This is a genomic window from Virgibacillus kekensis, assembly GCF_042654125.1.
In the GTDB taxonomy this organism is placed as follows: Bacteria; Bacillota; Bacilli; order Bacillales; family Amphibacillaceae; genus Lentibacillus; species Lentibacillus kekensis.
Genome location: NZ_JBHSFU010000011.1, coordinates 63,780 through 89,502, shown reverse-complemented (window position 1 = coordinate 89,502; position 25,723 = coordinate 63,780). Strand labels below are relative to the sequence as shown.

Sequence of the window (25,723 nt, the reverse complement as noted above, 5' to 3'; positions counted from 1 at the left end):
AGCTTAGCTTTCCATACCATTAATGATAATGGGAAAATAACAACAGAACGCGCACCCCATCCGGCAGGTCGCCTCAAGTCCGAATGTGTTTTCCATACCGGTAATTTCACCGCTTACTGTTTCAAGCAGCTCCGTAAAACTTGCGAGTAACTTTTCTCCATCGATTTCATATTCATTCGTCAATCGGTCACATTTGGCCTGAATCTCTTCGACGGTCAGGTATTTTTCCATCGTCCTACTCCCATTCCAAAATCACTTTATCTATTGTTAACTATTTTACGGAAAAAGTAAATCGGAGGCAGTCCAACATTCGCCAGCAGGATCTCAATCAAGAAATTCAACCTTATCACGTTTCTCTCTCAAATTTAATCACTGGGTTATCCTTTTTAAGCCGGAGTATAAAAAATGCATTATGGATTTTCCCTCTCTTCTGTAACATCAGAATCACCGCTGAAATGATTCAGTGCAGCCACCCCGCCCACTACAAGCATAAGCCCCAGTGTCCGGTAAATATTAAATTCTGCATGAAAGATGACTAGATCAATTAACGTTATAAGAGCGGTTCCGAGACCTACCCAAACAGCATAAGCAATTGAAAGCGGCAGCTGGTCAAGTGACCGCCCGAGAAAGTAAATCGAACCAGCCACACCAATAGCTACCGCAATATTAAACGCCATATTCGTAAAACCGTCGGATAATTTGATGCTAGTCGTCGCAGACACTTCAAAGAGAATCGCGAGCAAAAGATACAATGCACCACTGTTTTTAACCATGTGGCAGCCCCCCTCCGGTATTTAATAGGACGACTCCGAGAACAATAACTCCCATCGAGGCAACTGCCTTCCAATTTGTTTTCTCTTTAAAAAGAAACACACCAATAAGTGCGGCCAAAACTACCCCAATTCCGCTCCATGTCGCATATACGACACTAACCGGAAGTACCTTAACGATTACTGACATTAAATAAAATGCAAATAAATAAATAATCACAGCGAGAAAGCCCAATCCTTTTCTCCGAAAGCCATGTGATTTTTTTAGTGTAATATCGCCGAGGCAACCAACCACAATAGCCATTAGCAGCAACAAATACATCATTAGGACCACTCTCCCTGCCATTCAATAAAATTTTTTAAGTCTCTTTTGTCCATGAAAGTACTTCTGCCAGCACTTTCTCCTTTAGTTCTTTTTTAAGCGGTGCAAGTCCGAAGAGTTCGGCGAACCACAAACCATCCATTGCCAGCCGTGCAATAGTAGGATAAACAGGGTCATCGTTATCGTTCTCAATATTCTCCTGCCACTGGTTATAATGCTTTCTCCAGTTCTTAAGCAGTTCTGGATTGGTGAACATGGCAGCCAGCAGACCCTCACTCATTTGCAGCCCATCGTTAAGTTCCTTTGTGGTGGCCTTAACATAAGCTCTGCTCCATCTTCCATGCGAATCCTCATCCGCATCGACCAGGTCCTGCAGTTCATCCATATAACGGTTTGTCAGTTCTTCAACCATCCCCTTGATTAGGGCTTCCTTGGTTGGAAAATGATAAAGCAGACCACCTTTACTCACACCCGCTTTATCCGCAACGCGTTCGAGCGTTAAACGCTCTACGCCTTCTATTTGTACAATATCTGATGCGGCTGTTAATAGTTCTTGCCGCCTAGAGTTCTTATTTCCCATTTCGCTTCACTCCAATGCATTCTTTCTATTTTAACTATACCGTCTGGACGGTTTTTTGTCAATCTGAAACAGGCATGCCCGCATTTGCAGACATGCCCATGATCACTAGCGTTTCCGCTTATTCTTTTTCCCGTTTATATTCAGAAACTCGCTCTCTTCGGCAAATTCAGCGTCGTTCCGTTCCCGCTTCGGTGTTGTATCATACTTGATGACATTACGCTGTTTTCCTGTATCACGGTTGCGGTTCTTATTTTGCTCTGACAAAAGAATCCCTCCTATTTTGGTCGGTTCTGTGGAATCTTATGGGGTGTTTTCATATCGTTCAGTTCCTCTTTGCTCTTGTTCTTTTTCTTTTTACCTTTGCTCATGCGTATCCCTCCTTCACCAAATAGTTTTTGCTAGCACTGTAAAAAAATTCGGCAGAAATAAAGACCAGAGTCAATGCCCTGATCCCGCGTTTCGTGTACTATTTAAATGTTTCTTCAACCATCTTATCCACATGGATTTCGGTTGTATTTAAGAGTGTCACATCAACATCATCATCGTTCAGGATCATTGGCAGCTCTGTACATCCGAGAATCAGGCTGTCTAACCCTTCCTCCTTGACCATCTTATTTATAATTTTCAGGAAGGCTTCTTTTGTGTCCTGCTTCACGATACCATTCTCGAGTTCATCGACGATCCGCTGATGGATAAACTGCTGTTCATCCTCGCTCGGCACCACAATTTTTTTATCACTTTCCAGAAATGGTTTTTTGAAAAAATCATGCTCCATCGTAAACTTTGTGATTCTTAAGCCCTTGTTTATCAGCCTTTTCATATGTCGCTTCCACAATACTGTACATCGGCACATTTACTTTCTTCTGTACTTCGTCAAACACGATATGCGGAGTGTTCGCCGATATAATCACAAAGTCTGCTCCAATATTCTCGAGTGTTTCTGTGCTGCTTCTCCGACATAGTCAATCAAATCGTCAATTCTGTCCTCGCTGATAAACTTGAAAATATTGTACATATTGATACTGTTAATAAAAAGTTCAGGCAATTTCTTCTTACTATTAACCCGGTCCTGGTATTTATGAATAAAGGACTGATAATACTCCACTGTCGATTCAGGTCCAAGTCCACCGACTATTCCTGCTCGCTTCATCGTATCCCTTCCTTTTTCCGAGTATTTACATCAAGTTTATCATAAATAAATCAACTTGCATGGCCAAGACTTCGGAAAAATCAATCTTCCTGTCACACAACAGGCTGATTAATCGGCATCAGGGCGTCAGTTCCACCGATGAGCGAAACACCACTATTCATGCATTGTGTCAGCGCAATGTGACTAATGCTCTTTCTTTTTCAGTACATCCTTGATTATTTCAATATGTAGTGCAGCCCACGCTTTTTCCTTAAAATGAAAGATTGTGCTTACCGTTAGCAGAACTAAATAAATAGAAACAAACACCGCCCAAATGATTGTTCCATTATTAAATAATACATCCTGGATTTTATCCGAGAACAAAAATAAAAGCCACGGGATTGACGTGACAAAGATAGGGATTATTCCGGTGCCGTTTTTCTCCTTGATCATACGGTATAGAATCAGCTTTAGCGTTTCTTGGTCAATCTTTTCGTAAAAAGATTTAATCTCCGCCGCTTCCTTTAATTCCTTGTTCGATCGAATATCCCGTTGGCGCCGAAGTGTTAGATATATTCGATGGGCATCCCCACGATAAGAAAACATATGCCGCTCCCCTTTCCTATATCTTAGGATGTGAAAGAGCCTCACCAACCATGCATCCGACATACACAATCTTTGTCATCCTTAGCAATAACCTTTAGAATATCCCTGAAAGGAGCATACTCATGCAAAACAACTATAATTTACCTGACAAAATAAACGAACTTTTAAATACGGCGAAACGACCTGATGACCAGATGTTTCAGGAACTGATCCGGGAAGGCGGCTATGTTCCACCGAACACCGACCTGCTGACTGACGCAATCACCGCGCTCAGTATGGGGAAGAATATTCTTCTTAAAGGACCAACGGGTGCCGGAAAAACAAAATTCGCCGAGACGTTATCGAATTTATTTTCCCAGCCGATGTTCAGTGTCAACTGTTCCGTTGACCTTGACGCCGAGAGCCTGATGGGCTTTAAGACACTTGCATACGAGGACGGAAAACAGGTGATTGAATTTGTACCGGGCCCCGTGACCAGTGCCATGAACGGCGGCACATTTCTATATATCGATGAGATTAACATGGCTAAACCGGAAACCTTGCCATTAATTAATGGTGTTCTTGACTACCGGCGTACCATAACGAATCCATTTACAAATGAAATTATTACGGCAAATGAAGGCTTTAATGTTATCGCGGCGATTAACGAGGGCTATGTGGGCACTGTACCGTTGAACGAAGCACTGAAAAATCGCTTTATCGTAATCGATGTGCCATACCTGGAAGGTGAGCAGCTGAAGGATCTGATTCGCACTAACACCCGTCTTCATGACAGCCGGGCTATTGATTTGTTCGCCACCTTTTCCAATGACCTGATTCAGGCTGTTTACCAGGGAAAACTATCTGAAGATGCCGCATCCATCCGGGCCTTGCTTGATGCATGCGACCTTAGTGTTGTGATTCCGCCGAAACGAGCGATTATCCGGGCCATTGCCGACAAACTGGAAGAAGAACGCGAACGTGAATTTGTCCGGAATCTGGCCGACACGTTGTTTTAGATAGGAGGTACACCATGAAGTTTAACCGTTGGGATGATTCTAAAATCGATACGGATTTATTTCTGCAGCTGCAGGACCTTGCCACTATTCTGTCCAGCAAGCCCGAACTCAAATATGAATACCGGCATGGTTCATTTATCGATATCATCAACGATAAAATGTCAGGCAGCCATCTCTGGGATGTGGCAGACCCGGTTGTAAAAGAATCCGGCTATAAGACCGATGTGTTCCTCCGGGCGCTCGGGACGTTACGTGACTCGCACATTCCGTCCCTAAAACATTTTTTGAAAATAACCACTGAATCGCGCATAGAGAAATTCGCTATCCAGCTCGTCACCTTACTGGAGGATTTACGACTAGAGGAATATATCATTAAGGCCCGACCAGGAACCAAAAGGAACTTTTCAATTCGGCGCAATTATCTTCGGCATTATTTTTCCACCCAACTTGAAACAAATGTAACCCGGGGCTATTCGCTCGATGAACTGTTCTGCCTGTTCTATCTGCTGCTGCAAGCCGATAAACCCGATCCGAATTTCCCGCGGGCAAATCAGCACCAGGTTGAACAGCTTGAAGCATTGAAACCTCTCCTCTACCAGGTCTTCGAGGCGAAAAGTACACGTGATATCACCAAGGTCGCTGAACAAATTGTACGCACACTTGACGAGCAGTATACCGACATGATCAATACGTACTTCGCTTTTCCGATATCCAGCGTGGAAAAATTTGAGATGAACACATTGTTTGATGAGCTTACCAGGACGGATGAACTCGAAAACGAGGATCAGGAAGAGGTCGACCAGGATGACAGCGAGTATATCGATGAGAAATTCTCTACCTGGCATCGTGAAAATCAGAACAGTGACCGTAAGCAGACCTTTCTGCAGTTTGAGCTGGAAGTCGGTACAAAGACGAATATTATGGGTGGCGGCACCCGTGAGACCGAGGATGCCGATCAGGCGATGGGAACCATTCAAGGTGCGTCGGGTCAAAGCAAAAAGAACGACTACTCGGACGTCGAGTCGCTTGAGAAGCAGGCTGAAAAGCAGACCGGGCAATCAGCCGAAACCCCGTATGGTGAGGAAAACAGAAACGCGGTTGCCATTGATAAGCCGGCAGAACTTCCATCCACCGACGATGAACTGGCATATAGGGAGGCAGTAACAACGATTGAAGCGCATAAACGACGGCTGTCCACAACCATTGAAAAGGTGCTCGAACATAAAAAGAACGCCCCCCGAAAAGATTTGGCATTCGGACGACTGTCTAAAAACCTTCTTCCTATCATAACGGAGGAGAATCCGCGCATATTTTATAAAAAAGACCTGGAATCCAAGGACATTGACGCTTCCTTCACCTTGCTCGTTGACTGTTCTGCTTCGATGCACAATAAAATGGATGAAACCAAGCGCGGCATCGTTCTTTTTCATGAAGTGCTGAATCAGCTCCGCATCCCCCACTCGATTGTCGGGTTCTGGGAGGATGCCAACGACGTGAAGGAAAACTATCAGCCTAATTATTTTCACCGAATTCAATCGTATTCCGATTCAGTGTACCAGAATACCGGGCCAAAAATTATGCAGCTCGAGCCACAGGAAGACAACCGGGATGGCTTCAGTATCCGCGTTGTTACAGAAGAGCTGGCTGCACGACGTGAAAAGAATAAATTCCTGCTCGTGTTCTCGGACGGTGAACCGGCGGCTGCCAATTATGACCAAAACGGAATTATCGATACCAACCTCGCTGTATCAGAAGCCCGTAAGCAGGGCATCGACGTGATTGGCATGTTTTTATCGGATGGTGAAATCGATGAACGTGAGGATGCAACAATGCGAAATATATACGGAAAAGAACGCCTCATGGTCCCAAGTGTCGCCGAACTGCCTGAACACTTTGCTCCATTATTGAAACGATTACTGCTAAAATCTGTTTGAGGAAGCGGGACAGAGTGCCTGTCCCAAAAAATCCTGTCACACGAATAAAGTGTGACAGGATTTTTAATCTATTTTTAGTGCTTTTCCTCTTTTATCACGATGTCCAAGCAGCATCGCTTTTGCTTTTTGCCGCTTCTCCTTGTCGGACAGTACATACAGGGTATCCCCTTTTTCGATAACCGTGGACCCGGTTGGCGTTAATAGCTTCTTGTTGCGTGTAATGCCGATAATCAACGTATCGTCCGGCAGTTCAATATCGGTCAGCGGCAGACCTACCGCATGAGAGCCCCGCGGCATCGTTACTTTGAGAATTTCTGAGTCGGTTGTTCCAAGGTTTATTAGTTCAACACTTGGGTTTCCTTCATCTTCTTCAACCGTCAGATTCAGCTTCTCAGCAATCCAGGAGATGGTACTGCCCTGAATCAGCGCAGATATTAAAACAACGAAAAATACGGTATTAAATATCAGATTACTTGTGTCAAGTCCGGCAGCAACAGGATAGGTGGCAAGTACAATAGGAACCGCACCTTTTAAACCCGCCCACGAAATAAATAACTTTTGCCGGACATTATACTTCATAAACAGCATGCTGATGAACACGGCAATCGGCCGGGCAACAAACATGAGAACAACCGCAATCAGGATACCTTCCCAGATAACTTCTGTAAGCTGTTCGGGGAAAACAAGCAGACCCAGTAAGGTAAACATCAGAATCTGCATCATCCACGCGAAACCTTCATTGAACCGCAAGATGGAGAATCGGTATGTTAAATCACTGTTTCCGACAAGAACAGCCATCACATAAACAGACAGTAACCCGCTCCCGCCCAGAAAATCTGTCACAGCATACGTGAAGACTGCTGCTCCCATTGCAAGTACAGGATACAAGCCTGAAATATCCAGCTTGATGTTATTGATAATCATGACCGTTATTTTACCCAGAATCAACCCCAAGATTAATCCCAGCCCCATTTGGAGGACAAATCCCCAAACTGCAGACCATGCTGACATATCAGGCACGAGAATCATTTCAATCAGCATTACAGTAAGAAATACCGCCATCGGATCATTGGAACCGGATTCCGCTTCCAGCGTTGCTGTCAAACGTTTATTAAAGTTTTTGTTTCCCAGTACGGAGAACACCGCTGCTGCGTCTGTCGAACCTACAATCGCACCGAGGAGAAGCCCCTCAAGCAGAGAAAAGTCAAGAACATACATAGAGATAATACCGGTTATGAAAGCAGTAATCAAAACACCTAAAGTGGCCAGTGAAATAGCAGGACCGACAATTGGTCGTATTCTGGTCCATTTTGTCTGGGTACCACCGTCAAAGAGAATAATAATTAAAGCAAGCGTACCAATGAATTGAGTAAGTGGAACATTTTCAAAGTAGATGAAATTGTTAAGGAACATACCACCCAGAAGGAAAAGAATCAGGGAAGGCAGTCCAAGACGTGAAGAAAACTTCGTAGCCAACACACCAACAATCAGCATAATGGAAAGCAAAAGCAATAAAGCACCAATTAATCCCATGTCAACAACCCTTCAAATGAAATTTCTATCTATTTCAATTATAGCATAAGGGGGACAAGGGGTCAGGCACCGTGTCCCCGTAGGGACGTGGTGCCTGACCCCTTGTCCCCCTCTCCTACATCCGGCCTGATCGAATAATGGTAATAACCATCAGTACAAACATCAAGCCGGCCACAATAGCGCCTATTTCGATGATTGGTAGCTCCCAAATCATGGTATTCTGTCCGAGTATCGCAAATCCTACTATAAGACCAGCCATCAGGATACTGAATGCAAGCATCAAAATGCTGAATGAAATACGGTTACTGATTCTGTCGAGCCGGTGCATTATCCGGTCACTTTGCCGGATGTTGATATCAAGTCCTATTTTACCTTTCTTGATAACAGACATAACATCTTTCACATCTTTTGGCAAATCGGTAATGATATCAACATCTTCCACCAGCTCATTCAGAGCACTTTTGAGCATTGTCTTAGGGTGGTATTTCTGCCGCAGTAATTTCCGTGCAAAAGGTTCAGTTGCACGCATAATACTGAATTCCGGATCCAGCCTCCCGAGCACACCTTCAAGCGTTAATATCACCTTGCTGAGAATCGCCATGTCGGAAGGAATTTCAATATGGTGATAATACGCCACATTGAAAACTTCTATAATAATCCGGCCAAGGCTGAGATCCTTCAGCATGACATTTTCATAACTTCCATGCAGCTGTTCAAGATCACGCTTGAGCGCCTCTACGTCAGTTTCTTCGGGGATCAGGTCCATCTTGGAGAAGGTTTTCACCATCGCCTGCGTATCGCCCTTATGCAAATTAACGATAAGGGATGCAAAATTCCTCTTTAGTTTTTCACTGATTTGACCCACTTCACCAAAATCCAGAAATGCAATCGTGTTCTTCGGCAAAATAAATATATTACCGGAATGCGGATCCGCGTGGAAAAAGCCATGTTCCATGATCTGCTTAAGCATTGCATCTGCCAGTCGTTTGGCAATGACTTTTCTATTATAACCCAGTGCTTCCAGCCGCTCTGCTTCCGATATCTTAATCCCATTTATCTTTTCCATCGTGATGACCTTTTTGGTGGTAAATTCCCAGTAAATCTCCGGAACCTGAATGTGGACCTGATGTTCAAACTCATCCGAAATCCGCTCTCCGCTCCGTCCTTCCATTAAATAATCCAGCTCATTCCGCAGTGAGCTGGAAAATTCATTGATTATACCCCGAACCCGGTAGCGCTTTGCCCAAGCTGTCCTTTCCTCGAGAATCCGACCGATTCCGTGAAGGATTTCCAGGTCCGTTTCCATTTTGGGCCTGAGACCCGGACGCTGAACTTTCACCACAACTTCGTCCCCGGTAAATAGTTTAGCGGTATGTACCTGACCGATTGACGCTGTTGCCAGCGGTTCCGGATCAATGAATTCAAATAAACTCTCGAGCTCACCTTCCAGCTCAGTCTCAATGATTTGTTTAACGTGCTCAAATGGAATAATCGGTGCGTCATCCTGCAGCTTTTCCAGCTCTGTCGTAATTTCCGGTGGGAGTGCATCATGACGTGTGCTTGCAATCTGGCCAAGTTTGATGAATGTGGGGCCGAGATCCTGCAAAGCTTGGCGAAGTCGCTTTCCAATACTTTTCAGATTTGTATTTAATTCTGTAGTCTCCATCCCTTGTGCCAGTCCTCGGTCCGCTACGCCGATTCGAAAAAGAAAATGACTGAAGCCATTCTTCATAAACACATTTACAATTTCCTGGTACCGTTTTGTGTGTCTGATTTTTTTTCCGAGCATGTTCATCAGCTCCTAATTCGTTGCCCTGGTTTCAGATGGTTACCTATTTCCTTTTTACTAAACTGTTAAACACAGAGCAAACACCGCCATGAAATGGGACGAGGGGTCTGACCCCTCGTCCCTACAATTCCAGCACTTTTGGTGGCTGTCCTTTTTTATTCATCAGTCTGATCTGAATCGGCTGGATTTCCAACACAATATAGCTTGGATCCTCAGGGCCCTCGAACCATGGTTTCATATGGTCATTCCACAGCTTTTTCTTAATCTCATCTGAACTGCTGATTGCGACTTTACCCTCGTACTCTACATACTCATCACCAATCCCTTGGCCTTCATAACCCAGCAGAATGTGGGTATACGGATTTGCATCCAGCTCTTCTGTTTTATGGGTTTCTTTGCTCGTTGCCGTGTAAAGCTTAAGCTCCTCTGCAAAGAAGGTCATATACCTGGAATGCGGCTTATTCTGCTGAACAGTCGCCATCGGTCCCACATTATGCTCATTCAGTATTTTCTCGATTTTCGCTTTGACATTATCACTCATTTTATCCACTCCTTTTAGTACACAGCTTAGTATTCCTAAGGTTAAAAAAGATAAACACTCCGCTGGGACAAAGTGCCTGACCCCTCGTCCCGTTTAAATCCGTTGTTTCGGGTCAGACTAATATAAAAACGGGAAGGGTCTGTTTTATGGAACTGGATATATCCTGGATGGCATTTATTATGCTGATACTAGCCAGCTACCGGCTGACACATTTGATTGTCTTTGATAAAATAACTGAATTTATCCGCGAACCATTCCTGATCACCAAAAAAATATCGGCTACTGAAACCAAAAAAGTACCCAAATCAAAAATTGGTTATCTGCTGACCTGCTATTGGTGTGCAGGTGTCTGGAGTGCTATTTTTCTCGGTACTATTTATCTTTGGATTCCGAACCTTGCACAGTACCTGATTTTCATATTAGCGATTGCCGGCGGACAAGCAATTCTTGAGTCATTTGTTGGGGTAAATATAAAGCGAACTGCTTTGTACGCGGAGGAAACGAAAGAATTGAAATAAGAATAAAAACGCTTACTGTTCATCAAAACAGGGTATCGGTCCACAAGCAATACATAACAAAGGAGTTAAATCCGATGTCCCAATCAATCCTATCAACGATTAAGGATGGCTGGATTCTGCTGCGACTGATAGCAGTAGTTTCCTCAAGTATAACCACCATCGTATCCACCATGCTTCCCATCTACCTGTATTACACATTTTCAGAAGAAAAATTGTTGACCATATTCCTTGTCCTACTATTTGGAGCTTTTTTGATTCATGGTGTGCTCACCCATATATTGAACGACTATACGGACCATAAATCAGGCACGGACGAGAACAGTCCTGCCATTTTGTCCGGTGGCAGCCGTGTCATCCAGAACGGAATACTGTCTGCCTCCACACTATGGGTTATTGGCAAATGGCTAATGTGTATAATTGGAACACTCATACTAGCACTTTTTCTTTTTGACTATTGGGAAATCGCAATTCTGCTGGCAGTTGGTTTGTGGTCAGCAGTAACTTACTCGCTCCCCCCATTTCGGTTCAGCTACCGCCCGTTTATCGGAGAGTGGCTATCCACGTTCCCGTCTGTTCTTGCACTCGGACTTGGCGGAGCGTGGCTGATGTTCAGTACAATCCCAGTTTGGGCCTGGCAAAACGCTGTCATTAACGCACTATTTTGCATTGCCTGGGTAATGGTCCATCATGTCCCAGATCGTCACGCTGATGCGGGGGCCACCCCCAGGAAAGAAACAAGCGTAGTCTGGGCGAGTGAAAAATTTGGTCAAGCATTCAGCCGTCTCCCAGCCCTGTTGTATTTCTCGCTGACCGCCTTATGTGCAGTGTGGCTTGGAACAGAACGCATCTGGGGGGCAGTAGGAATGCTGGCGTTAACAGGAACGGCTATCTTTCTAGTCTTAAAAATGCAGGTTGATGACGATGAGCAGGTTTCTGCTTATGAAAAGATAATTCTGATGCTAGCTATGATAAACGGACTCTGGATTGGACTCTTTATTTAGAATAACGCTCAGAGCAAATGAGCGTTTTTTCACCTTTTCATAACAGGTATCCATAACAGGGATTGAAATGATACTCCCCCAATCCGTGCCCGCACATGTAGGGTGTTTATTCTTTATAGGCGTGATTTATAATTTCCATAAGACCTTCAGAATCTTCTGTTAATACATTTTCAGACAACCTTGCCCCAGCGATAATAGGCGCCCATCGAAAAATGTCAGACTTAGACAGCCCACTTTTTTTGCAGTAAAGTTCCATATACATATCAGCTAAGTCCACTGAGTAGTATGAGTACAATAGGTATGTTCTATATACATCGGCACGTATATCTCCTGCACTCGAATCAACCCAATCAATTATTGATACAGTATAATCCGTCATAATCAAATTAAACAAATGGAAATCACCATGACAGAGTCTATTTTCAAATTTCATCGAATCCAATCTTCGTAGTAAAAAATCCTTCAGCTTCTCGTCTAAAATATGGCATGAATCAATTTGCCGATGTAGTTTTTCAGACATTGGTTCAAGATTGGAATCGGGTATAACCTTATGGATTTTTAGTTGAATATCGACTGAAATACTCATGTAGTATTTGGCTTTCCTACTCTCTTCAGAAAGCAGATCGCCTAAAGTCTTTCCCTTCACATGTTCCATTATAATAGCCTGATTTCCGTCTATCGTGGTGACATCCAATACTTTAGGTACAGAAAGCCCGCATGAATAAGCATATTTTTGCTTATTGGCTTCGTATGCGGATTCTGTATCAGGTAAATTGTCATTAAAAATCTTAATAATTTTACCGTCATAAAGGTAGATTTTCGCAGTATTCCCTTTTGCTATCGGGGCACCTAAATTCATTGGACTTCTCTCCAGTTCATAGATTTAATTACTATGTTTTTCTTCAGCTACTGAACAGATAGATTTCGATTCCCTAAAAGTTTAATTTTGTTACACCTAACTGGAAATCGGTATTATTTTTTCCGCCCTATATATAACAGATGAGTAGAGATACCGAGTAAATAAGGATCAGCTGCTTTATCAATAAGGAATTTAATAACTTCTTTCTCTTCGCCTTTTTCCTCCCAATAACTCCAACTCTCTTCAGTTAAGATCGCCCCAACATTAGAACCTAGTAATTCCAAGCTTTCAAAACCTTGTGACTCCATGAACGGTCTTATTTTTTCAATATTGAAATAGTAAGCCCCTGTAAAGCGCCCTTCATCCGAATGATCAAAACATCCTTTTTGGGAGAAATGATTGATAGTCTCCATATTATCATTAGGTTTCCAATGTTTAGGGTATAAAAGGGATGTAAATATATGTCTTATTCTCGACATAAACGCTACAAAAACCAGCCCTCCCCTTTTCGTAATTCTATTCAATTCGTTGATTGCCTTGATGCGGTCACTCTCGTCTTGTATATGATACATAGGGCCAAGCATTAAAGAAGCATCAAATTGATCACTATCCAACATCCTAAGTTCTCTTGCATCTGCTACCATAAAATTGTTGAACTTGTAACTTAGATCCTGTTCAATCGCTTTTTCTTTTGCCAGGTCCACTAACCTTGGGGATAAATCAGCCAAGGTGACATTGTAACCATGTTTTGCTAATTCCATTGAGTATTTTCCTGGTCCTGCTCCAATATCTGAAATGTGGCCTTTAGCAGGCAAAAAATTCTTTATGTAGTGCCAGTTGACCTGAAATTCAACAGGCTCCCTATCCAGTCTTCCCCATTCATCAAACTGATTGTAATAGCTGATAACTTTATTCATAAAAGCCCCCGATAGTTATTTCATTATGGTACTAATACGTTCTTTCTCTGCCACCTTATCCAAATATTCAAAGAATCCTATTCGATTCCCCCATGGATCAGCAAAGGTTCCCCATTTTACAGGAACTTCGTCGCGCGAGTATATTTCAAACATATCGATGTTCAACTCCCGGACAAGCCTCTCCCTTTCGCCCTCTATATCAGATACACCAAAACGCATTGGACCACTTGCTTGCGATGGGTCGCCTTCTGCTACCTGCAGCCAGCAGCCAGTGATAATTTCCCATTCCGCAAACCCATCATGGGGTATGAAATCTGGCTTCCTATTAAATAATGTCTGATACCAGTTTTGTCCTTCTTTTATATCCCGAACTCGAACTTGGTTAGTCATTTCAAAAATCAACGTAACCCCTCCTACGAATCTTCTATTAATATAGTTCTATATTAATAGCTAGAATACCTCCCGGCGCATTAAAAAAGTAAGTCAATTAGCCATGACGAGTTCCGGTACAAATCATGATTGTTGTACAAATCTTGAAAATAAAACCGCATGAAATCAAGATTTCCAATTTATTCATTATGAGGTTTTGTCCCAGCCTCTTTTTACATATAAAAAATACCTCCGTATTATTGAGCTATTTCTAGTATTTATTTATTATCACTTATTAAACTAAAACTACCACGTTAGTGAAGAATTTATATTGATCTATAAATATAGAATTTTCATATTTCATTCTTAATAAAATCAATTAACTTACCCAGTCATATCTGAAGAAATACTATAAATAGTGTGGGTGTTTTGAAGGGTCCTTCAAAGTTGAGGATTGTTCCTTTACTTCTAGCCATAAATGAAAATCATTTTTAATTTGTAAACCTTAAATAGTAAAAGGAATTGCCATATTTATACCCCCTTGCGTTCCACCGTTGCACCTCTTAGTTTAATAACATAACCCTCTAAAGTGTCCATTTAATAAGTAACCCTGCGTGGGCTAAGCCACCACCAAATCCATATAATAAAACTTTTTCCCCATTTTGGAGTTTTTTTTTCGGAAAGGCCTTTATCTAATGACAATGGTATTGTCGCAGACGAGGTATTTCCATAATCCACAAGGCTATATAGTGTTTTATCAATAGGATAATCACTTTTTTCACATATAGATTCAATCATCCTCAAATTGGCACTATGTGGGGCAAACCAATCAACATCATTTAATGAAAGAGAAGCATTTGCCATTACACTTTTCATTCCTGTTGGAACGGTAGAAACAGCCCATTTATAAACCTCACGCCCATTTTGTACAATCTTTTCACTATCGACTAACTTCTCTTCAAACATATGATGTGAAAGATTTGAACAATATAAATTTTTCCCTTTTTCTCCGTCTGAACCTATATAAGAAGATAAAAAGCTTGGGTTTTCATCATCAAATTCTACAAGAACAGCCCCTCCTCCATCACCGAACAAAATACAAGTCGTTCTATCCTCATAATCCGTAATTTTAGATAGTGTTTCTGCTCCAATAACAAGAATTTTTTTATTTAAACCAGAAGTTATCAATCCATTGGCAATATGCAAGCCGTAAGTGAAACCTGCACAAGCCGCATTTAAATCGATTGCGCCAGAATTCCTTATGCCTAACTTTGCTTGAACAATAGAAGCTACACTTGGAGTTTTAAAATCAGGAGTCAATGTACAAACAATAATCATATCAACATCTTCCACAGTTTTCTCAAAGCGTTCCATTAAACTTTTTACAGCCATATAACTGATATCGCTTGTAAACTCATCATCATTTGCTATCCTTCTTTCTTAAATACCAGTTCTTTGAACAATCCATTCGTCACTCGTTTTAACTATTTTTTCCAACTCTAAATTTGTTAATCTTCTTTCAGGAACATAAGAGCCTATTGCCGTAATTCGGGCTTTTGATTTAGACATTACAGTCACCTCATATTAATTAAATTATTATTTTTCATTTTAACACTTACTATTAAGACTTGGTACTAATTTTAAGCAAAAAAATCTTTTTCTACATAATTAGGTGTTGTTTGTAAAGTATGTTCTTATCTTAAGATAGTCTTTAATTACACATAGCGTATTTCTTGCTAAACAATTCTACCTTTATAGTAGAACAAAGATGCTGAAATCCTGTTGTATTAAAGCACCATTTAGCTCAACAAGGAGGTTCAAAAAAATTTCTTGCAATCTCTATTATTTCGCTGGGCTTTTCCACTAATGTCCAGTGACCACACTCTTTAACCTCAGTCAATTTAGCGTGGGGAATATGTTCTAATAACAGGCTTTTTATTAAGTCTGGTGTTAAAATATCATGACTGCCTTGGGCAATGAGGATGGGAATATTTTTAATCTTATCCACCTTATTTGTTAAGTCATAATTCTTAATAATGTCTTTTCCAATTGCTTCATTTACAATTGTATTCATCGTTGTTTTCTGTTTTCTCTCTAATGCTTTTTCAGAATAAACGTAATATTTATCTAAAACTTCAAAAATTTTTTCTTCTATGGTTGAACTACCATTTATATATTTTTCCTCCAAGTTAAGTAACTTGATTTTGTCTTCGTCAGCTAATCTTTTTTCTAATTCTTCGGCAAAGATAGTAAACCCTTCTCCGGTGATCCCTATTGCAGCAGTTAACATTATCTTATTTACTCGTTCTGGATAGGAAGTCGCATAAAGTAAAGCAAGTATCGAACCCCAGGATTCACCAAACAAATTTACTTTTTTTATTCCTAAATTTTTGCGAAGGTATTCCAGCGTATCTACTTCACCCTCCATAGTGTATTGATTATTTTCGGTTGGATAAGATTCCCCACATCCTCTTTGGTCATAAAAAATTAACTTGAACTTCTGGGATAACGGTAAAACATGAGGAAGAAAAAAACGATGCTCGCTTCCAGGACCTCCGTGTAGGAAGACAATGGCTTCTCCATCACTAATTATGTGTACGTGGAGTCCGCTTTCGCTTTTTAATTTATTCAATTTTATTTCTTGTTCCATAATTACTCCTTTCCCTTTTTAATAGGTTATCTTTTATGTAAATGTTGTTCTTTTCTTATTAAAGTAAACTGTCTTTATAGTAGAACAAAATTTTAGCATAACAAAGAACGCTTATTAAAGAATTGAACTCTTCAGTTTAATAACTTTCCAATACTTTTCCTTCTTCATTAAGAAATTTTAACTCATTCTTTTCAAATTCCTCCGAACCTAATCCATGAAACAACCATGCTTTTATTTCTTTTTTTTCTAAGCGGATTATATTAGCAACATGTGCACCCAGTTGTACCTTAGCAACCTCGGACGGTGCAAATCCAATCCGATAGCCGTTACGCCCTATTGAACTTCCACTATTTCCTTCAGCAATATCCCCAACGCCAACCATTTCAGTATATTTCCAACCATATTTATTTTCATTTAATATTGCTACCGCTAAGTAGTTCTTAGGTTTATCCACTTTAGAATAAAAAAAGACATATGATACATTTTCGTCTTCAAAGATTTTCGTATCAATAACCTTCAAAACCTCAAACTTTGGTTCTTCTAAATTATAAATAGCCTCTTCTGGTGTGACGTATGAATTATACTTTTTGTTGAAATCTAAAAAAACAAAAACACCTATTGTCAAAATAAGTACGGTTATAATACCAATAATAACTTTGTTCATCCTATTCTCCTTTAATTTAGTAGAAATAAAAATAATTAAGAAACCTGTTTCGTTAGTGCAATAAGCCAATTTCTTATTAAAAAATCGCACCCGTTTTTTGAAAAAATATATATTTCAATAATCCAGTATCTCTTTAATTAACTTTCAGGTTTTCTATGTAATCAGTATATCCCTTCGCCCAATTCGAAAATGAAAGTTTCTTGTTCCAAGTCACGTTATCAGTTGCCCAAGCACACCCCCAGTCCAATACAAGTTGCTGTAACAGATGCACTTTTAATCGTTCAGTAAATGATTCTTGGTCATTGGAACATTCCAAATAACTAAATATAAAATTCTTCGCAAGTAATTTTTCTTCCAGTGACAAATACCATAAGACCATTCTAGGTAAGTCTGCAATCGGGTCACCAAAATATGCAGTCGTAAAATCGAATAATGCTTTAAAACTCCAACCCTTGACACCTTTTTCAAGCAGAAAGTTATCGGGTTTAAAATCACCCATTACAAAACTTGCTAAAGATTTTCTAGCAAAAGCTTTTTGTGAACTATCCAGTATCCATTCAACCCACTTAACATCTTCAAAATTTATTAAAGAATACTTTTTCGCATCTTCAAGCCAATATCGAATCCGTTTATATAGCCATTTTTGATAAGATCCTTCAAAGCTCCGAACAGTTTGATTAATTGGTTCATATTCACCATAATGGAGAGTTCTCCAACTGTGTAATTTCGCCATCGTCTTGCCGAGTAGTTTTGCGATATCTATCTTTTCTTTTTGAGTAAGGTTAACTTGTATATAAGGATTATTAATATGCACACCAGTAAAACGAGGCATTACTGAATAACTCCACCCGAAAATATCTTCAGACATATCGACTCTATAAGGTAAAGGGACGGGTATGTTTGTTCTCTTATTTATATTCTCAACAAAAAATTTTTCTTCCAGGAATTGTCCATCATATATTGGATTTCCCTTAAGAACAAAGTCGCCATTTGTTGTTGAAACGAATATAGTCTGCCCCATAACACCTCTTGTGGGCCCCTCAAGAGAAAGCAATTTTCCAAGACTAAACCGATTCAGCATCAACTGAATTTGCTTATCATTAACCTCAATCTTGTTTGATGCAAAGAAAATTTCGGTCGTCATTGAAACACCTCCTAAACAAGCTTTGTTTGACCTTCTTATTCTATTAAACTGCGATTTCAGTCCAATATCTCCATTCTTAAATACTAACATAATATTCCAAAAATACTATTGAGTTTTTACAAAAAAAAGACAATCAGTTTAATGATCGTCTTTTTAACTCTTGAACCCTAAAATTGAAAAAGAAAAAGTTAAAGATACTGAATCCACTTATGTCCGTATGGAAATTGCTTATTTAGAGAATCTTTTAACTAGACCTTTTCTTCAGGTAATAGTGATGGAAGTACTGTTTGAAAATCTTTAAAATCCTTTTCTCTAATTTTAGAACTTCCAGCCTTATATAGAAGTTGTGTTTCTGGTCTTAAATAGGGTATCCCCTTATATTCGAACAGGATTCATTGGGATTATTTCTCGATTAATAATTCCCTGTCTCTCCAATTCCTTTATTCTTACGGATAACATTCTTCCGCTTATACCTAAGGAAGATTGAATAGTGTGGAACCGTTGTTTTCCATTAAGCAAAAGACAAATAATCAATCCATTCCATCGTGACTATGGCCTATCTTAAATCTGTCATTTTTTAACCACTCCTATGATTCTTAGTTAAGGTGTATGTCGTACATGTTTACAATCACCTCTTCTCTTCACTGCTTTTCGAATAAAAATTAAAATCATTGGAAGTTGTGGAGATTAAAAAAGGCAGGACCCCTACCAGATTGATAAGTGCCCTGCCTTACGTATTAAAATGGATTGGCAGCTTATTTTGCATGTTATACGTCTACTTTTCCTTCCATGCTGTTTCCTGATTTATCGCAATGATTACTCGTTAAAAACCATATGATGCCTCTTTTTCTTCACGAATCTTTGTATAGGTTTCAGTTAGCACAACAGTGTCTTCAACCAACCGGTCAATTCGGAATAGCACATCATCATTTGTAATTTCCATTCTATGGAAATCTTGTTCTTCAACAAAAACATACGTCTGAACAATTTGTGCCTTCATATAGCCCAAAATAGGTTTTAATTGGTTTTCGGCAATTAAATAATGCTTCGAAGAACCAGCAGTAACGATCATACTGACTACTTTGTCCTGAAATGCATTAACAGGTAGTAAATCAAATATATTCTTCAACGTAGCTGGTATAGAAGCTTGAAAGATAGGCGTTCCAATAATAATGGCATCAGCTTCCATGATTGTTTTTGTTACATACCCTGTGTCGCTCTCATATTCTAAATAATTCCGTCCATCACTAAACTCCACATCATATTCTGCTAGATCAATCAATGTCGTTTGTGCGTCCGGATATTTTTCAGTAATGGCTTTCTTCGTATAATCCATTGCTGTTCTCGTCTTTGAGCCGACTTTCGAACCTGATAATAGTACAACTTTCATATTCTCAACTCCTATTTCTTTGCTGTATATTTTTTGATTGCAGGTAAAATTTCATTACCGATCAACTCAATATTTTTCATTAATTTATCAAATGGAACACCACCGAAATCCATTTGACCAATATAACGCTGATGTCCAAATAGTTCATGCTGGTAAAGAATTTTTTCAATGATTTGCTGTGGACTACCGACATTCATGACATCTCTAGTATCGGCACTCTGCGCAAATTGCCGCTTAGGATACTCTTGTCCGTTAATTAGTTTCAACCCTTGGTTAACGTGAGGATATACCTCTTTTTGTGCCTGCTGTGTCGTTTCAGCCGCATAGAAGAATCCGGCAGTCGAAATCGGCAGCTCAGAAGGGTCAAAACCATTTTGTGTTGCAGCCTCACGGTATGCATCAACGGAGTATTTAAAGCTAGATGCCGGTCCACCTAGATTAGCAAGGAACATGGGTACACCGGCATAACCAGCTTTAATAGCACTTGCAGGTGGCCCACCAACTGCACGCCAAATCGGCAATGAACCGTTTTGCGGACGCGGAATAACCTCAGCATTTTTTAATGGAGCTCGGAATTGTCCATTCCAATTGACAACTTTCTCTTCATTAATCTTTAATAGTAGCTCAAACTTTTCTTCAAACAACTCTTCATAGTCGCGAAGATTGTAGCCTAGTAAGTCAAAGAGACCCACTCTTGATGCCCGGCCGGCAATTATCTCCGTACGGCCTTTTGAAATCAGATCAATAGTCGCGAAGTCTTCATATACCCGAACCGGATCTGATGTACTGATAATGGTAGAAGAGCTCGCTATTTTAATTTTTTCCGTTGCTTGTGCAATTGCTGACAAAACAACAGAGTGTGCCTGTGTTGCAAAGTATTCTTGGTGACTTTCCCCTACACTAAAGAAATCGATGCCTGCCTGCTCGGCTAACTTGGCTAGTTCTATTATTTCATGAATCCGCTGTTCAGCAGAGATTCGCTCTCCTGTATTCGGGTCTGGAATATGATCCCCCAATGTATATATTCCAAATTCCAACCCTTTGCTCGAATCGATACGATATTTTTCCATTTATTTCTCAACCTTTCTTTTGTAAATATTTTAATAACTTCCTTTTGTCGCTTTACGTATAGCAGGAACGACTTCTGTTGCAAATATCTCAATCATTTCCTGTATCTTTTTAAAGGGCATCTTTCCATGGTCTATTTGTACAATAAACCGTTGATGTCCATACAACTCATATTGATATAGTATTTTTTCAATAATTTGTTGAGGGCTTCCCACCATGATGGCGTTTCTCACACTTGTTGCTTCCGCATATCTATCTTTAGGAAAAGGAGTTCCACGCAATTGTGTAAACGTATTATTAAGGTACGGATAGTATTCTTTAAGCGCGGTTTGAGAGTCTTTATCCAAATACATCATGGTTGCCATCGCCACTGGGAGCTTGGTAGAATCAAAACCTGCTTCAGTTGCATTTTGGCGATAGGCATCTACGGTATGTTTAAACACACTGGAAGCTCCATAAAGAGCAGCTAAGTGCATCGGCATACCTATTTTACCTGCTTTGATTGCGCTGGCCGGTTTTCCTCCTACAGCTCTCCAAATTGGCAGTTGCCCGGAAAGTGGTTTCGGGAAGATCTCTGCTTCGTTTAAGGCTGGACGAAATTTCCCACTCCACGTGACTTGCTGCTCGCTATTTAATTTCAATAGAAGATCGATTTTCTCTTCGAACAGTTCCTCAAAGTCTTTCATATCATAACCAAATAATTCATAAACTCCATATCTGGATCCACGTCCCGTAACGATTTCGGCACGACCGTCGGAGAGTAAATCCAAGGTTGAAAATTGCTCATATACACGAACTGGATCATCTGCACTTAAAACGGTCGAGGAACTAATCAGTTTTATCTTTTCTGTTGCAGAAGCTATTGCCGCAAGAATGGTAGGAGTTGATGAGGCGATAAAATGTTTTTGATGACTTTCTCCAACACCATATACATCAAGCCCTGCATCTTCTGTAAGCTTTGCCATGGCAACCATCTCTTACATACGACTATGTTCACTCATTATTTCTCCAGTTCTGGGATCTGACACATGATCTCCTAACGTATATAATCCAATTTCCATACCATTAGTTTTGTTTATCCGAAATTCTTCCATATTTTTTTACTCCTTTCATCAATCTCTTTATAATGTTATTCTAGAATATATAAAACAAATTGATAAGTACGCACTTTAAAGTGGTATAGTATACAAAAAGATACTATGGAGGAGATATAATGGAAAAGGTACCAGAATATTGTCGTGTTGAAGATGCTTTAGGCATTTTAGTTGGTAAGTGGAAACCGATTATTTTATTACATTTACTGCAGGAAGGTACAAAACGCTTTAGTGAATTGAAACGAAGCATGCCCGGCATTACACAAAAGATGTTAACGAAGCAGTTGCGAGAATTGGAAGACGAGGATATCATTCAGCGCGTTGTATATCCGCAAGTACCTCCAAAAGTGGAGTATTCCATTACAGAATATGGAAAAAGTTTAGAACCAATTTTAGAAGCAATGCATGAGTGGGGAACAAACCATACACTGCATAAAAACCGTAAACTAAAGCAAAAGAGCCTTTAAATAGAATTAAAAGGTATGATTTTTACAGAGATTGTAAAAACCATACCTTTTTTTATTAAGAGTTATAAAATTTTATCTCAGGGTATTCTTTTATAGTTAAGTGAGATTTTGAAGACCTTTCTTCCGCTAACCCGCCCCGTCCAAGAAAATATTATTCATAATCTTATATTATCATTTTACCATTTACCTTCAAAGAGTAGTTCATCAATAATCAACGAACCACTTAACCGCTAAATAGTAAAAAGTGTTCATTTTTACTTGACTCTTACAAACGGTTTTTTACCCTAATTAAAATAAAAGATACTGTTATTATTGATACTAATCAGAGTAGTTACTTGCCTATGCTCATAATACCTCCCCAATGATAATCTCTTGTTTTACAATAGCTATCCTTTAGCTGAATAAGAGAACACAATGTTGTATTGTAAAATTTTCATTTTATTGTAAACTTATACATATATAAAGGTATTTAATGAAAAAGGGGAGAGGAAAATGTCGCTAATAGTTCGTACAGTTGAATCCAAAGATAAAAACCAATTGACTGAATTAATGTATCAATACATCGTAGATTTTTACAAAAGACCAAAACCATCAATTGAAAAGGTACATAATTTAATTGAAATGCTATTAGAAAAAAACAAAGGTATTCAATACGTCGCTGAACAAAAAGGTACACTTCTAGGATTTGCAACATTGTATTTTACTTTTAGCACAACCAAGGCAGATAAAATTACAGTAATGAACGACTTATTTGTTGTTGAAAACGCAAGAGGCACAGGTGTTGCCCAAGAACTATTTAAATCCTGTGAGAAATTTACAAAAGAAAATGGATATGCACATATGTCTTGGATAACGGCAAGTGATAATAAACGTGCCCAACAATTTTATGAAAAAATGGGTGGTTCCATTGGAAACTGGTTGAATTATTCAATATAATAAATAAATGACCTTCTTTAATTAGGAAGTCATTTATTACTAACATCCCTCGTTACTTCAGTGAATAAAGGCGAATACCATTGTCGAGTATTCTCCCCGTTAGGAAAAAAGGAATTAACTTTTAGTTTCTTGTACCTTTTGGGTACTCAGTACAAAACTAATAATTGCTGCGACGCTACAAACATAAGGGAGTAGTGAATACCCCCAATTAGATATGACATAACTTCCAATTAATGACCCAATCGTAATACCCATATATAAAGCCGTATTATTCCATGCCATAACAGTTCCTCGTTCATTTGGATACTCCAATGCTAATCTTGCTTGGTATGATGTAAACCCTGCATACCCCACCAAAGCCCATATAAACAGCAAGAAATAAATCCAATCGCCTGATGTGAAAAATATTCCTAAACCAATCAGGGTTACTGACAAGAAAATTAGCGTAGCCTTCGAAATTTTCCTTTCTCCAAATTTATCAGTTAATTGACCGCTTGTTAAACTTCCTATTACAGCTCCGACACCATAAAAAGTAACAGCTAGAGCGATTTCTGAAGAGGAAAAACCATTTTCTGAGTGAAGAGCAGCTCCCAAATAAACATAAAGGGCATACATCGAAATCGCCCAAATGGTGGTAACACTGACAGAGCCAAGTGTTCTTAACAAATCTACTCCTAGTAGATTTCTGGTTAAATAGCTATCAGAAACTTTTTTCCATATTTTGAAATTTACTACCGCCAGTATAGCTCCTACAATTGCCATTACAACAAATACTGAACGCCATCCAAGAAAGTGCTCTAATACCGTTCCGACTGGTGCACCAGCCCAAAGAGCAGTTAAATGTCCTGAAACAACAATCGAAAGCCATGTTCCTCTTCGGTTTGATGGTGCAATATCACCAATGATTGCGTATATTAAAGGAGTTATGGAAGCAACGGACAAACCTGCTAAAATACGGCTAACAATTAGCCATAAAAATGATGGAGCAAATGCGGTAAGTGCATTTGAAATAGCGAATAGAATTAAGCCGAATATAATAAACCTTCTCCGTCCTTTTCTATCGGAAATCCACCCAAGTAAAGGAGCCGAAAAAGCATATGTAACCGCAAAAACAGTTACCATCCATCCAGTGGTCGCTGAACTAACTTTATATTCTTCTGAAATGAACGGTAACAATGGTGACACCACAAATAAGTCAGTACCCATCAGAAACAAGGTTATCCAACCGACACTTAACCTTATCTTCCCTTGTAACTCCATTAAATCCCTCCCATTTGTTATATATATGTATATTTTCAAAGGGACATAAAAAGAAATGTACAGTGGAAGATCTTATATTGTTTCTTTATACTGCTTCGTTAGCTCTATTAAAATTCTTTCTCAAAGTCGCCTGAAATCAAGACATTTGTTGCACAGTATGAGTCAAACACGAAGAAACGATTACTTAATAAACGGAATCACCTCCGTAATTAGTGTCGTTGTACTGTAAAGCAATAGATCTTGTTATTAATTTAAGGTCTTGTACTACTAAGGAGCCCAGTTAAGTGAATTGTAGGGGTTGCTGATCTTCTAATTATCATCCGGTTCATTTATACTGCTGGCAACTAATAATAAAATACCTAATACACAAACCAACATATCAATGCTTACGGCAATTCTAGATAAACTGGAGTTGTTTCCATTTGCTATCTGTATAATCACAGCACCTATAAGTAAAGACATACAAACTATTAAAATCCCTGATACTCTGTAAACTAATTTCCTCACAATATCCCCCCACTGGACTGCTCGTTTATACAAAAAGCCACCTCTTATTAATCAATCGTCAGCAAATAGGTAAGCGTTTGAGGTTATCTCCAGCTTTTCCCTTGCTACAATAATCCAATCTCTTATTAAACCTTCGCTCCCGTTTGTTTAAGTATATTTCTTCTCTTACTCTCTGTTTTATTAATTGATTATTTGTCAATAACAATCGATAATTTATAGTTAGCATACTTGTTTAGCTCTTCCAAAAATTTATTCATTAGTTCATTAGATTGAAATTTACATTCAAGAAGATAACAGCCATCTCCACTGATTTTATAATTACGTACAAGGTATTGTTCTTGAGTTTTGATGAAAGATAAATATGATTGATGGTTAATGTTCTGTATAATGATAGTTAAAAAAGCATGTATATAAAATCCCAGTTTGACTTGATTTAATTTAATAGTATATCGTTCAATAACTCCACTATCCTCTAATTTCGCCACTCTAGCTGAAGTAGCCGGTCCAGTCAAATGGACTTTCTCTCCCAACTCTTTCATTGTAATCCGACTGTTCTTAGACATTTCATTTAAGATCTTCACGTCCGTATTATCTACCATTTATGTAACTCCTTTCATTAATAAAGTCAAACGACCAAAAGACTTTGTTTAGCCCCTGTATTGTTTAGTTGGTCATAG

The 25,723-nt window shown here is 39.5% G+C and carries 29 protein-coding genes and 3 pseudogenes; 6 read left to right on the top strand and 26 right to left on the bottom strand.

Annotated features, from left to right (window positions below; all coding sequences use genetic code 11):
• Positions 1–3 precede the first annotated feature (3 nt).
• The 9 genes from ACFO3D_RS16505 to ACFO3D_RS16465 all read right to left on the bottom strand — a co-directional run bounded on the left by ACFO3D_RS16505 (position 4) and on the right by ACFO3D_RS16465 (position 3,407).
• Complete coding sequence (locus ACFO3D_RS16505) at positions 4–231, bottom strand: hypothetical protein (RefSeq protein WP_390298645.1); 228 nt, start codon at positions 229–231, stop codon at positions 4–6.
• A 179-nt stretch (positions 232–410) separates the two neighbouring features.
• Positions 411–773 carry a DMT family transporter gene (locus tag ACFO3D_RS16500; protein ID WP_390298643.1) on the bottom strand — a complete coding sequence of 121 codons (363 nt, stop codon included), beginning with the start codon at positions 771–773 and terminating at the stop codon, positions 411–413.
• Positions 766–1,095, bottom strand: a complete 330-nt coding sequence (locus tag ACFO3D_RS16495; protein WP_390298641.1) for a DMT family transporter — start codon at positions 1,093–1,095, stop codon at positions 766–768. Before ACFO3D_RS16495 ends, ACFO3D_RS16500 begins: the two co-directional genes overlap by 8 nt.
• A gap of 34 nt (positions 1,096–1,129) precedes the next feature.
• Positions 1,130–1,672: a TetR/AcrR family transcriptional regulator gene (locus tag ACFO3D_RS16490; protein WP_390298638.1), complete on the bottom strand. Its 543-nt coding sequence runs from the start codon at positions 1,670–1,672 to the stop codon at positions 1,130–1,132.
• 105 nt (positions 1,673–1,777) lie between these two features.
• Positions 1,778–1,936, bottom strand: coding sequence for a hypothetical protein (locus tag ACFO3D_RS16485; RefSeq protein ID WP_390298635.1), 159 nt, complete (start codon positions 1,934–1,936; stop codon positions 1,778–1,780).
• A 202-nt stretch (positions 1,937–2,138) separates the two neighbouring features.
• A complete protein-coding gene (locus tag ACFO3D_RS16480) occupies positions 2,139–2,492 on the bottom strand; it encodes an aspartate/glutamate racemase family protein (RefSeq protein ID WP_390298632.1) in 354 nt (117 codons plus the stop codon).
• Complete coding sequence (locus ACFO3D_RS16475; protein ID WP_390298629.1) at positions 2,437–2,583, bottom strand: aspartate/glutamate racemase family protein; 147 nt, start codon at positions 2,581–2,583, stop codon at positions 2,437–2,439. The genes ACFO3D_RS16480 and ACFO3D_RS16475 overlap by 56 nt, the downstream gene beginning before the upstream one ends.
• Complete coding sequence (locus ACFO3D_RS16470) at positions 2,580–2,822, bottom strand: hypothetical protein (protein WP_390298626.1); 243 nt, start codon at positions 2,820–2,822, stop codon at positions 2,580–2,582. Before ACFO3D_RS16470 ends, ACFO3D_RS16475 begins: the two co-directional genes overlap by 4 nt.
• Before the next feature lie 183 nt (positions 2,823–3,005).
• On the bottom strand, positions 3,006–3,407 hold the full coding sequence (locus ACFO3D_RS16465; RefSeq protein WP_390298623.1) for a hypothetical protein: 402 nt from the start codon (positions 3,405–3,407) through the stop codon (positions 3,006–3,008).
• Between the two features lie 122 nt (positions 3,408–3,529).
• Here ACFO3D_RS16465 and ACFO3D_RS16460 point away from each other — a divergent pair, with 122 nt between their 5' ends.
• Both ACFO3D_RS16460 and ACFO3D_RS16455 read left to right on the top strand, forming a co-directional pair.
• Positions 3,530–4,405, top strand: a complete 876-nt coding sequence (locus tag ACFO3D_RS16460; RefSeq protein WP_390298620.1) for an ATP-binding protein — start codon at positions 3,530–3,532, stop codon at positions 4,403–4,405.
• 14 nt (positions 4,406–4,419) lie between these two features.
• Positions 4,420–6,339, top strand: coding sequence for a vWA domain-containing protein (locus ACFO3D_RS16455; RefSeq protein ID WP_390298617.1), 1,920 nt, complete (start codon positions 4,420–4,422; stop codon positions 6,337–6,339).
• A 63-nt stretch (positions 6,340–6,402) separates the two neighbouring features.
• Here the strand turns inward: ACFO3D_RS16455 and ACFO3D_RS16450 are convergent, their stop codons facing one another.
• The 3 genes from ACFO3D_RS16450 to ACFO3D_RS16440 all read right to left on the bottom strand — a co-directional run bounded on the left by ACFO3D_RS16450 (position 6,403) and on the right by ACFO3D_RS16440 (position 10,202).
• A complete protein-coding gene (locus ACFO3D_RS16450; protein WP_390298614.1) occupies positions 6,403–7,872 on the bottom strand; it encodes a potassium/proton antiporter in 1,470 nt (489 codons plus the stop codon).
• A gap of 115 nt (positions 7,873–7,987) precedes the next feature.
• Positions 7,988–9,661 (bottom strand): ABC1 kinase family protein, encoded by a 1,674-nt coding sequence (locus ACFO3D_RS16445; protein ID WP_390298611.1) that lies wholly within the window; start codon positions 9,659–9,661, stop codon positions 7,988–7,990.
• A gap of 121 nt (positions 9,662–9,782) precedes the next feature.
• A complete protein-coding gene (locus ACFO3D_RS16440; RefSeq protein WP_390298608.1) occupies positions 9,783–10,202 on the bottom strand; it encodes a pyridoxamine 5'-phosphate oxidase family protein in 420 nt (139 codons plus the stop codon).
• 146 nt (positions 10,203–10,348) lie between these two features.
• On the opposite strand from ACFO3D_RS16440, the gene ACFO3D_RS16435 reads away from it, so the two are divergent.
• The gene (locus ACFO3D_RS16435) at positions 10,349–10,720 is read left to right on the top strand and encodes a DUF1360 domain-containing protein (RefSeq protein ID WP_390298605.1); all 372 of its coding nucleotides are present in this window, start codon (positions 10,349–10,351) and stop codon (positions 10,718–10,720) included.
• Positions 10,721–10,794: 74 nt separating this feature from the next.
• Positions 10,795–11,721, top strand: a complete 927-nt coding sequence (locus ACFO3D_RS16430; protein ID WP_390298602.1) for a prenyltransferase — start codon at positions 10,795–10,797, stop codon at positions 11,719–11,721.
• A 106-nt stretch (positions 11,722–11,827) separates the two neighbouring features.
• On the opposite strand, the gene ACFO3D_RS16425 is transcribed toward ACFO3D_RS16430, so the two are convergent.
• The 11 genes and pseudogenes from ACFO3D_RS16425 to ACFO3D_RS16375 all read right to left on the bottom strand — a co-directional run bounded on the left by ACFO3D_RS16425 (position 11,828) and on the right by ACFO3D_RS16375 (position 21,876).
• Positions 11,828–12,580, bottom strand: a complete 753-nt coding sequence (locus ACFO3D_RS16425; protein ID WP_390298599.1) for a phosphotransferase family protein — start codon at positions 12,578–12,580, stop codon at positions 11,828–11,830.
• A 113-nt stretch (positions 12,581–12,693) separates the two neighbouring features.
• Positions 12,694–13,497, bottom strand: a complete 804-nt coding sequence (locus ACFO3D_RS16420; RefSeq protein WP_390298596.1) for a class I SAM-dependent methyltransferase — start codon at positions 13,495–13,497, stop codon at positions 12,694–12,696.
• 15 nt (positions 13,498–13,512) lie between these two features.
• A complete protein-coding gene (locus tag ACFO3D_RS16415; RefSeq protein ID WP_390298592.1) occupies positions 13,513–13,899 on the bottom strand; it encodes a VOC family protein in 387 nt (128 codons plus the stop codon).
• Between the two features lie 551 nt (positions 13,900–14,450).
• Positions 14,451–15,435 (bottom strand): annotated as a pseudogene (locus ACFO3D_RS16410) (beta-ketoacyl-ACP synthase 3).
• Positions 15,436–15,670: 235 nt separating this feature from the next.
• Positions 15,671–16,516: an alpha/beta fold hydrolase gene (locus ACFO3D_RS16405; protein ID WP_390298589.1), complete on the bottom strand. Its 846-nt coding sequence runs from the start codon at positions 16,514–16,516 to the stop codon at positions 15,671–15,673.
• A gap of 136 nt (positions 16,517–16,652) precedes the next feature.
• A complete protein-coding gene (locus ACFO3D_RS16400) occupies positions 16,653–17,180 on the bottom strand; it encodes a hypothetical protein (RefSeq protein ID WP_390298586.1) in 528 nt (175 codons plus the stop codon).
• A 133-nt stretch (positions 17,181–17,313) separates the two neighbouring features.
• Entirely contained in the window at positions 17,314–18,324 is a 1,011-nt protein-coding gene (locus tag ACFO3D_RS16395) for an aminoglycoside phosphotransferase family protein (RefSeq protein ID WP_390298583.1), read from the bottom strand.
• A 375-nt stretch (positions 18,325–18,699) separates the two neighbouring features.
• A pseudogene (locus ACFO3D_RS16390) lies at positions 18,700–18,861 on the bottom strand (winged helix-turn-helix transcriptional regulator); the annotation flags it as partial.
• Positions 18,862–19,147: 286 nt separating this feature from the next.
• A complete protein-coding gene (locus tag ACFO3D_RS16385; RefSeq protein ID WP_390298580.1) occupies positions 19,148–19,714 on the bottom strand; it encodes an NADPH-dependent FMN reductase in 567 nt (188 codons plus the stop codon).
• Positions 19,715–19,725: 11 nt separating this feature from the next.
• The gene (locus ACFO3D_RS16380; RefSeq protein ID WP_390298577.1) at positions 19,726–20,784 is read right to left on the bottom strand and encodes an LLM class flavin-dependent oxidoreductase; all 1,059 of its coding nucleotides are present in this window, start codon (positions 20,782–20,784) and stop codon (positions 19,726–19,728) included.
• A gap of 30 nt (positions 20,785–20,814) precedes the next feature.
• Positions 20,815–21,876, bottom strand: a pseudogene (locus ACFO3D_RS16375) (LLM class flavin-dependent oxidoreductase).
• 119 nt (positions 21,877–21,995) lie between these two features.
• Between ACFO3D_RS16375 and ACFO3D_RS16370 the strand changes: the two are divergent.
• Both ACFO3D_RS16370 and ACFO3D_RS16365 read left to right on the top strand, forming a co-directional pair.
• Positions 21,996–22,343, top strand: a complete 348-nt coding sequence (locus ACFO3D_RS16370) for a winged helix-turn-helix transcriptional regulator (protein WP_390298574.1) — start codon at positions 21,996–21,998, stop codon at positions 22,341–22,343.
• A 492-nt stretch (positions 22,344–22,835) separates the two neighbouring features.
• A complete protein-coding gene (locus ACFO3D_RS16365) occupies positions 22,836–23,279 on the top strand; it encodes a GNAT family N-acetyltransferase (RefSeq protein WP_390298571.1) in 444 nt (147 codons plus the stop codon).
• Positions 23,280–23,393: 114 nt separating this feature from the next.
• Here ACFO3D_RS16365 and ACFO3D_RS16360 read toward each other — a convergent pair whose 3' ends face one another.
• From ACFO3D_RS16360 to ACFO3D_RS16350, 3 genes are all read right to left on the bottom strand, one after another.
• Positions 23,394–24,539 (bottom strand): MFS transporter, encoded by a 1,146-nt coding sequence (locus ACFO3D_RS16360; protein WP_390298568.1) that lies wholly within the window; start codon positions 24,537–24,539, stop codon positions 23,394–23,396.
• 309 nt (positions 24,540–24,848) lie between these two features.
• Complete coding sequence (locus tag ACFO3D_RS16355; protein ID WP_390298565.1) at positions 24,849–25,079, bottom strand: hypothetical protein; 231 nt, start codon at positions 25,077–25,079, stop codon at positions 24,849–24,851.
• A 155-nt stretch (positions 25,080–25,234) separates the two neighbouring features.
• Entirely contained in the window at positions 25,235–25,645 is a 411-nt protein-coding gene (locus ACFO3D_RS16350; protein ID WP_390298562.1) for an Lrp/AsnC family transcriptional regulator, read from the bottom strand.
• Positions 25,646–25,723 lie beyond the last annotated feature (78 nt).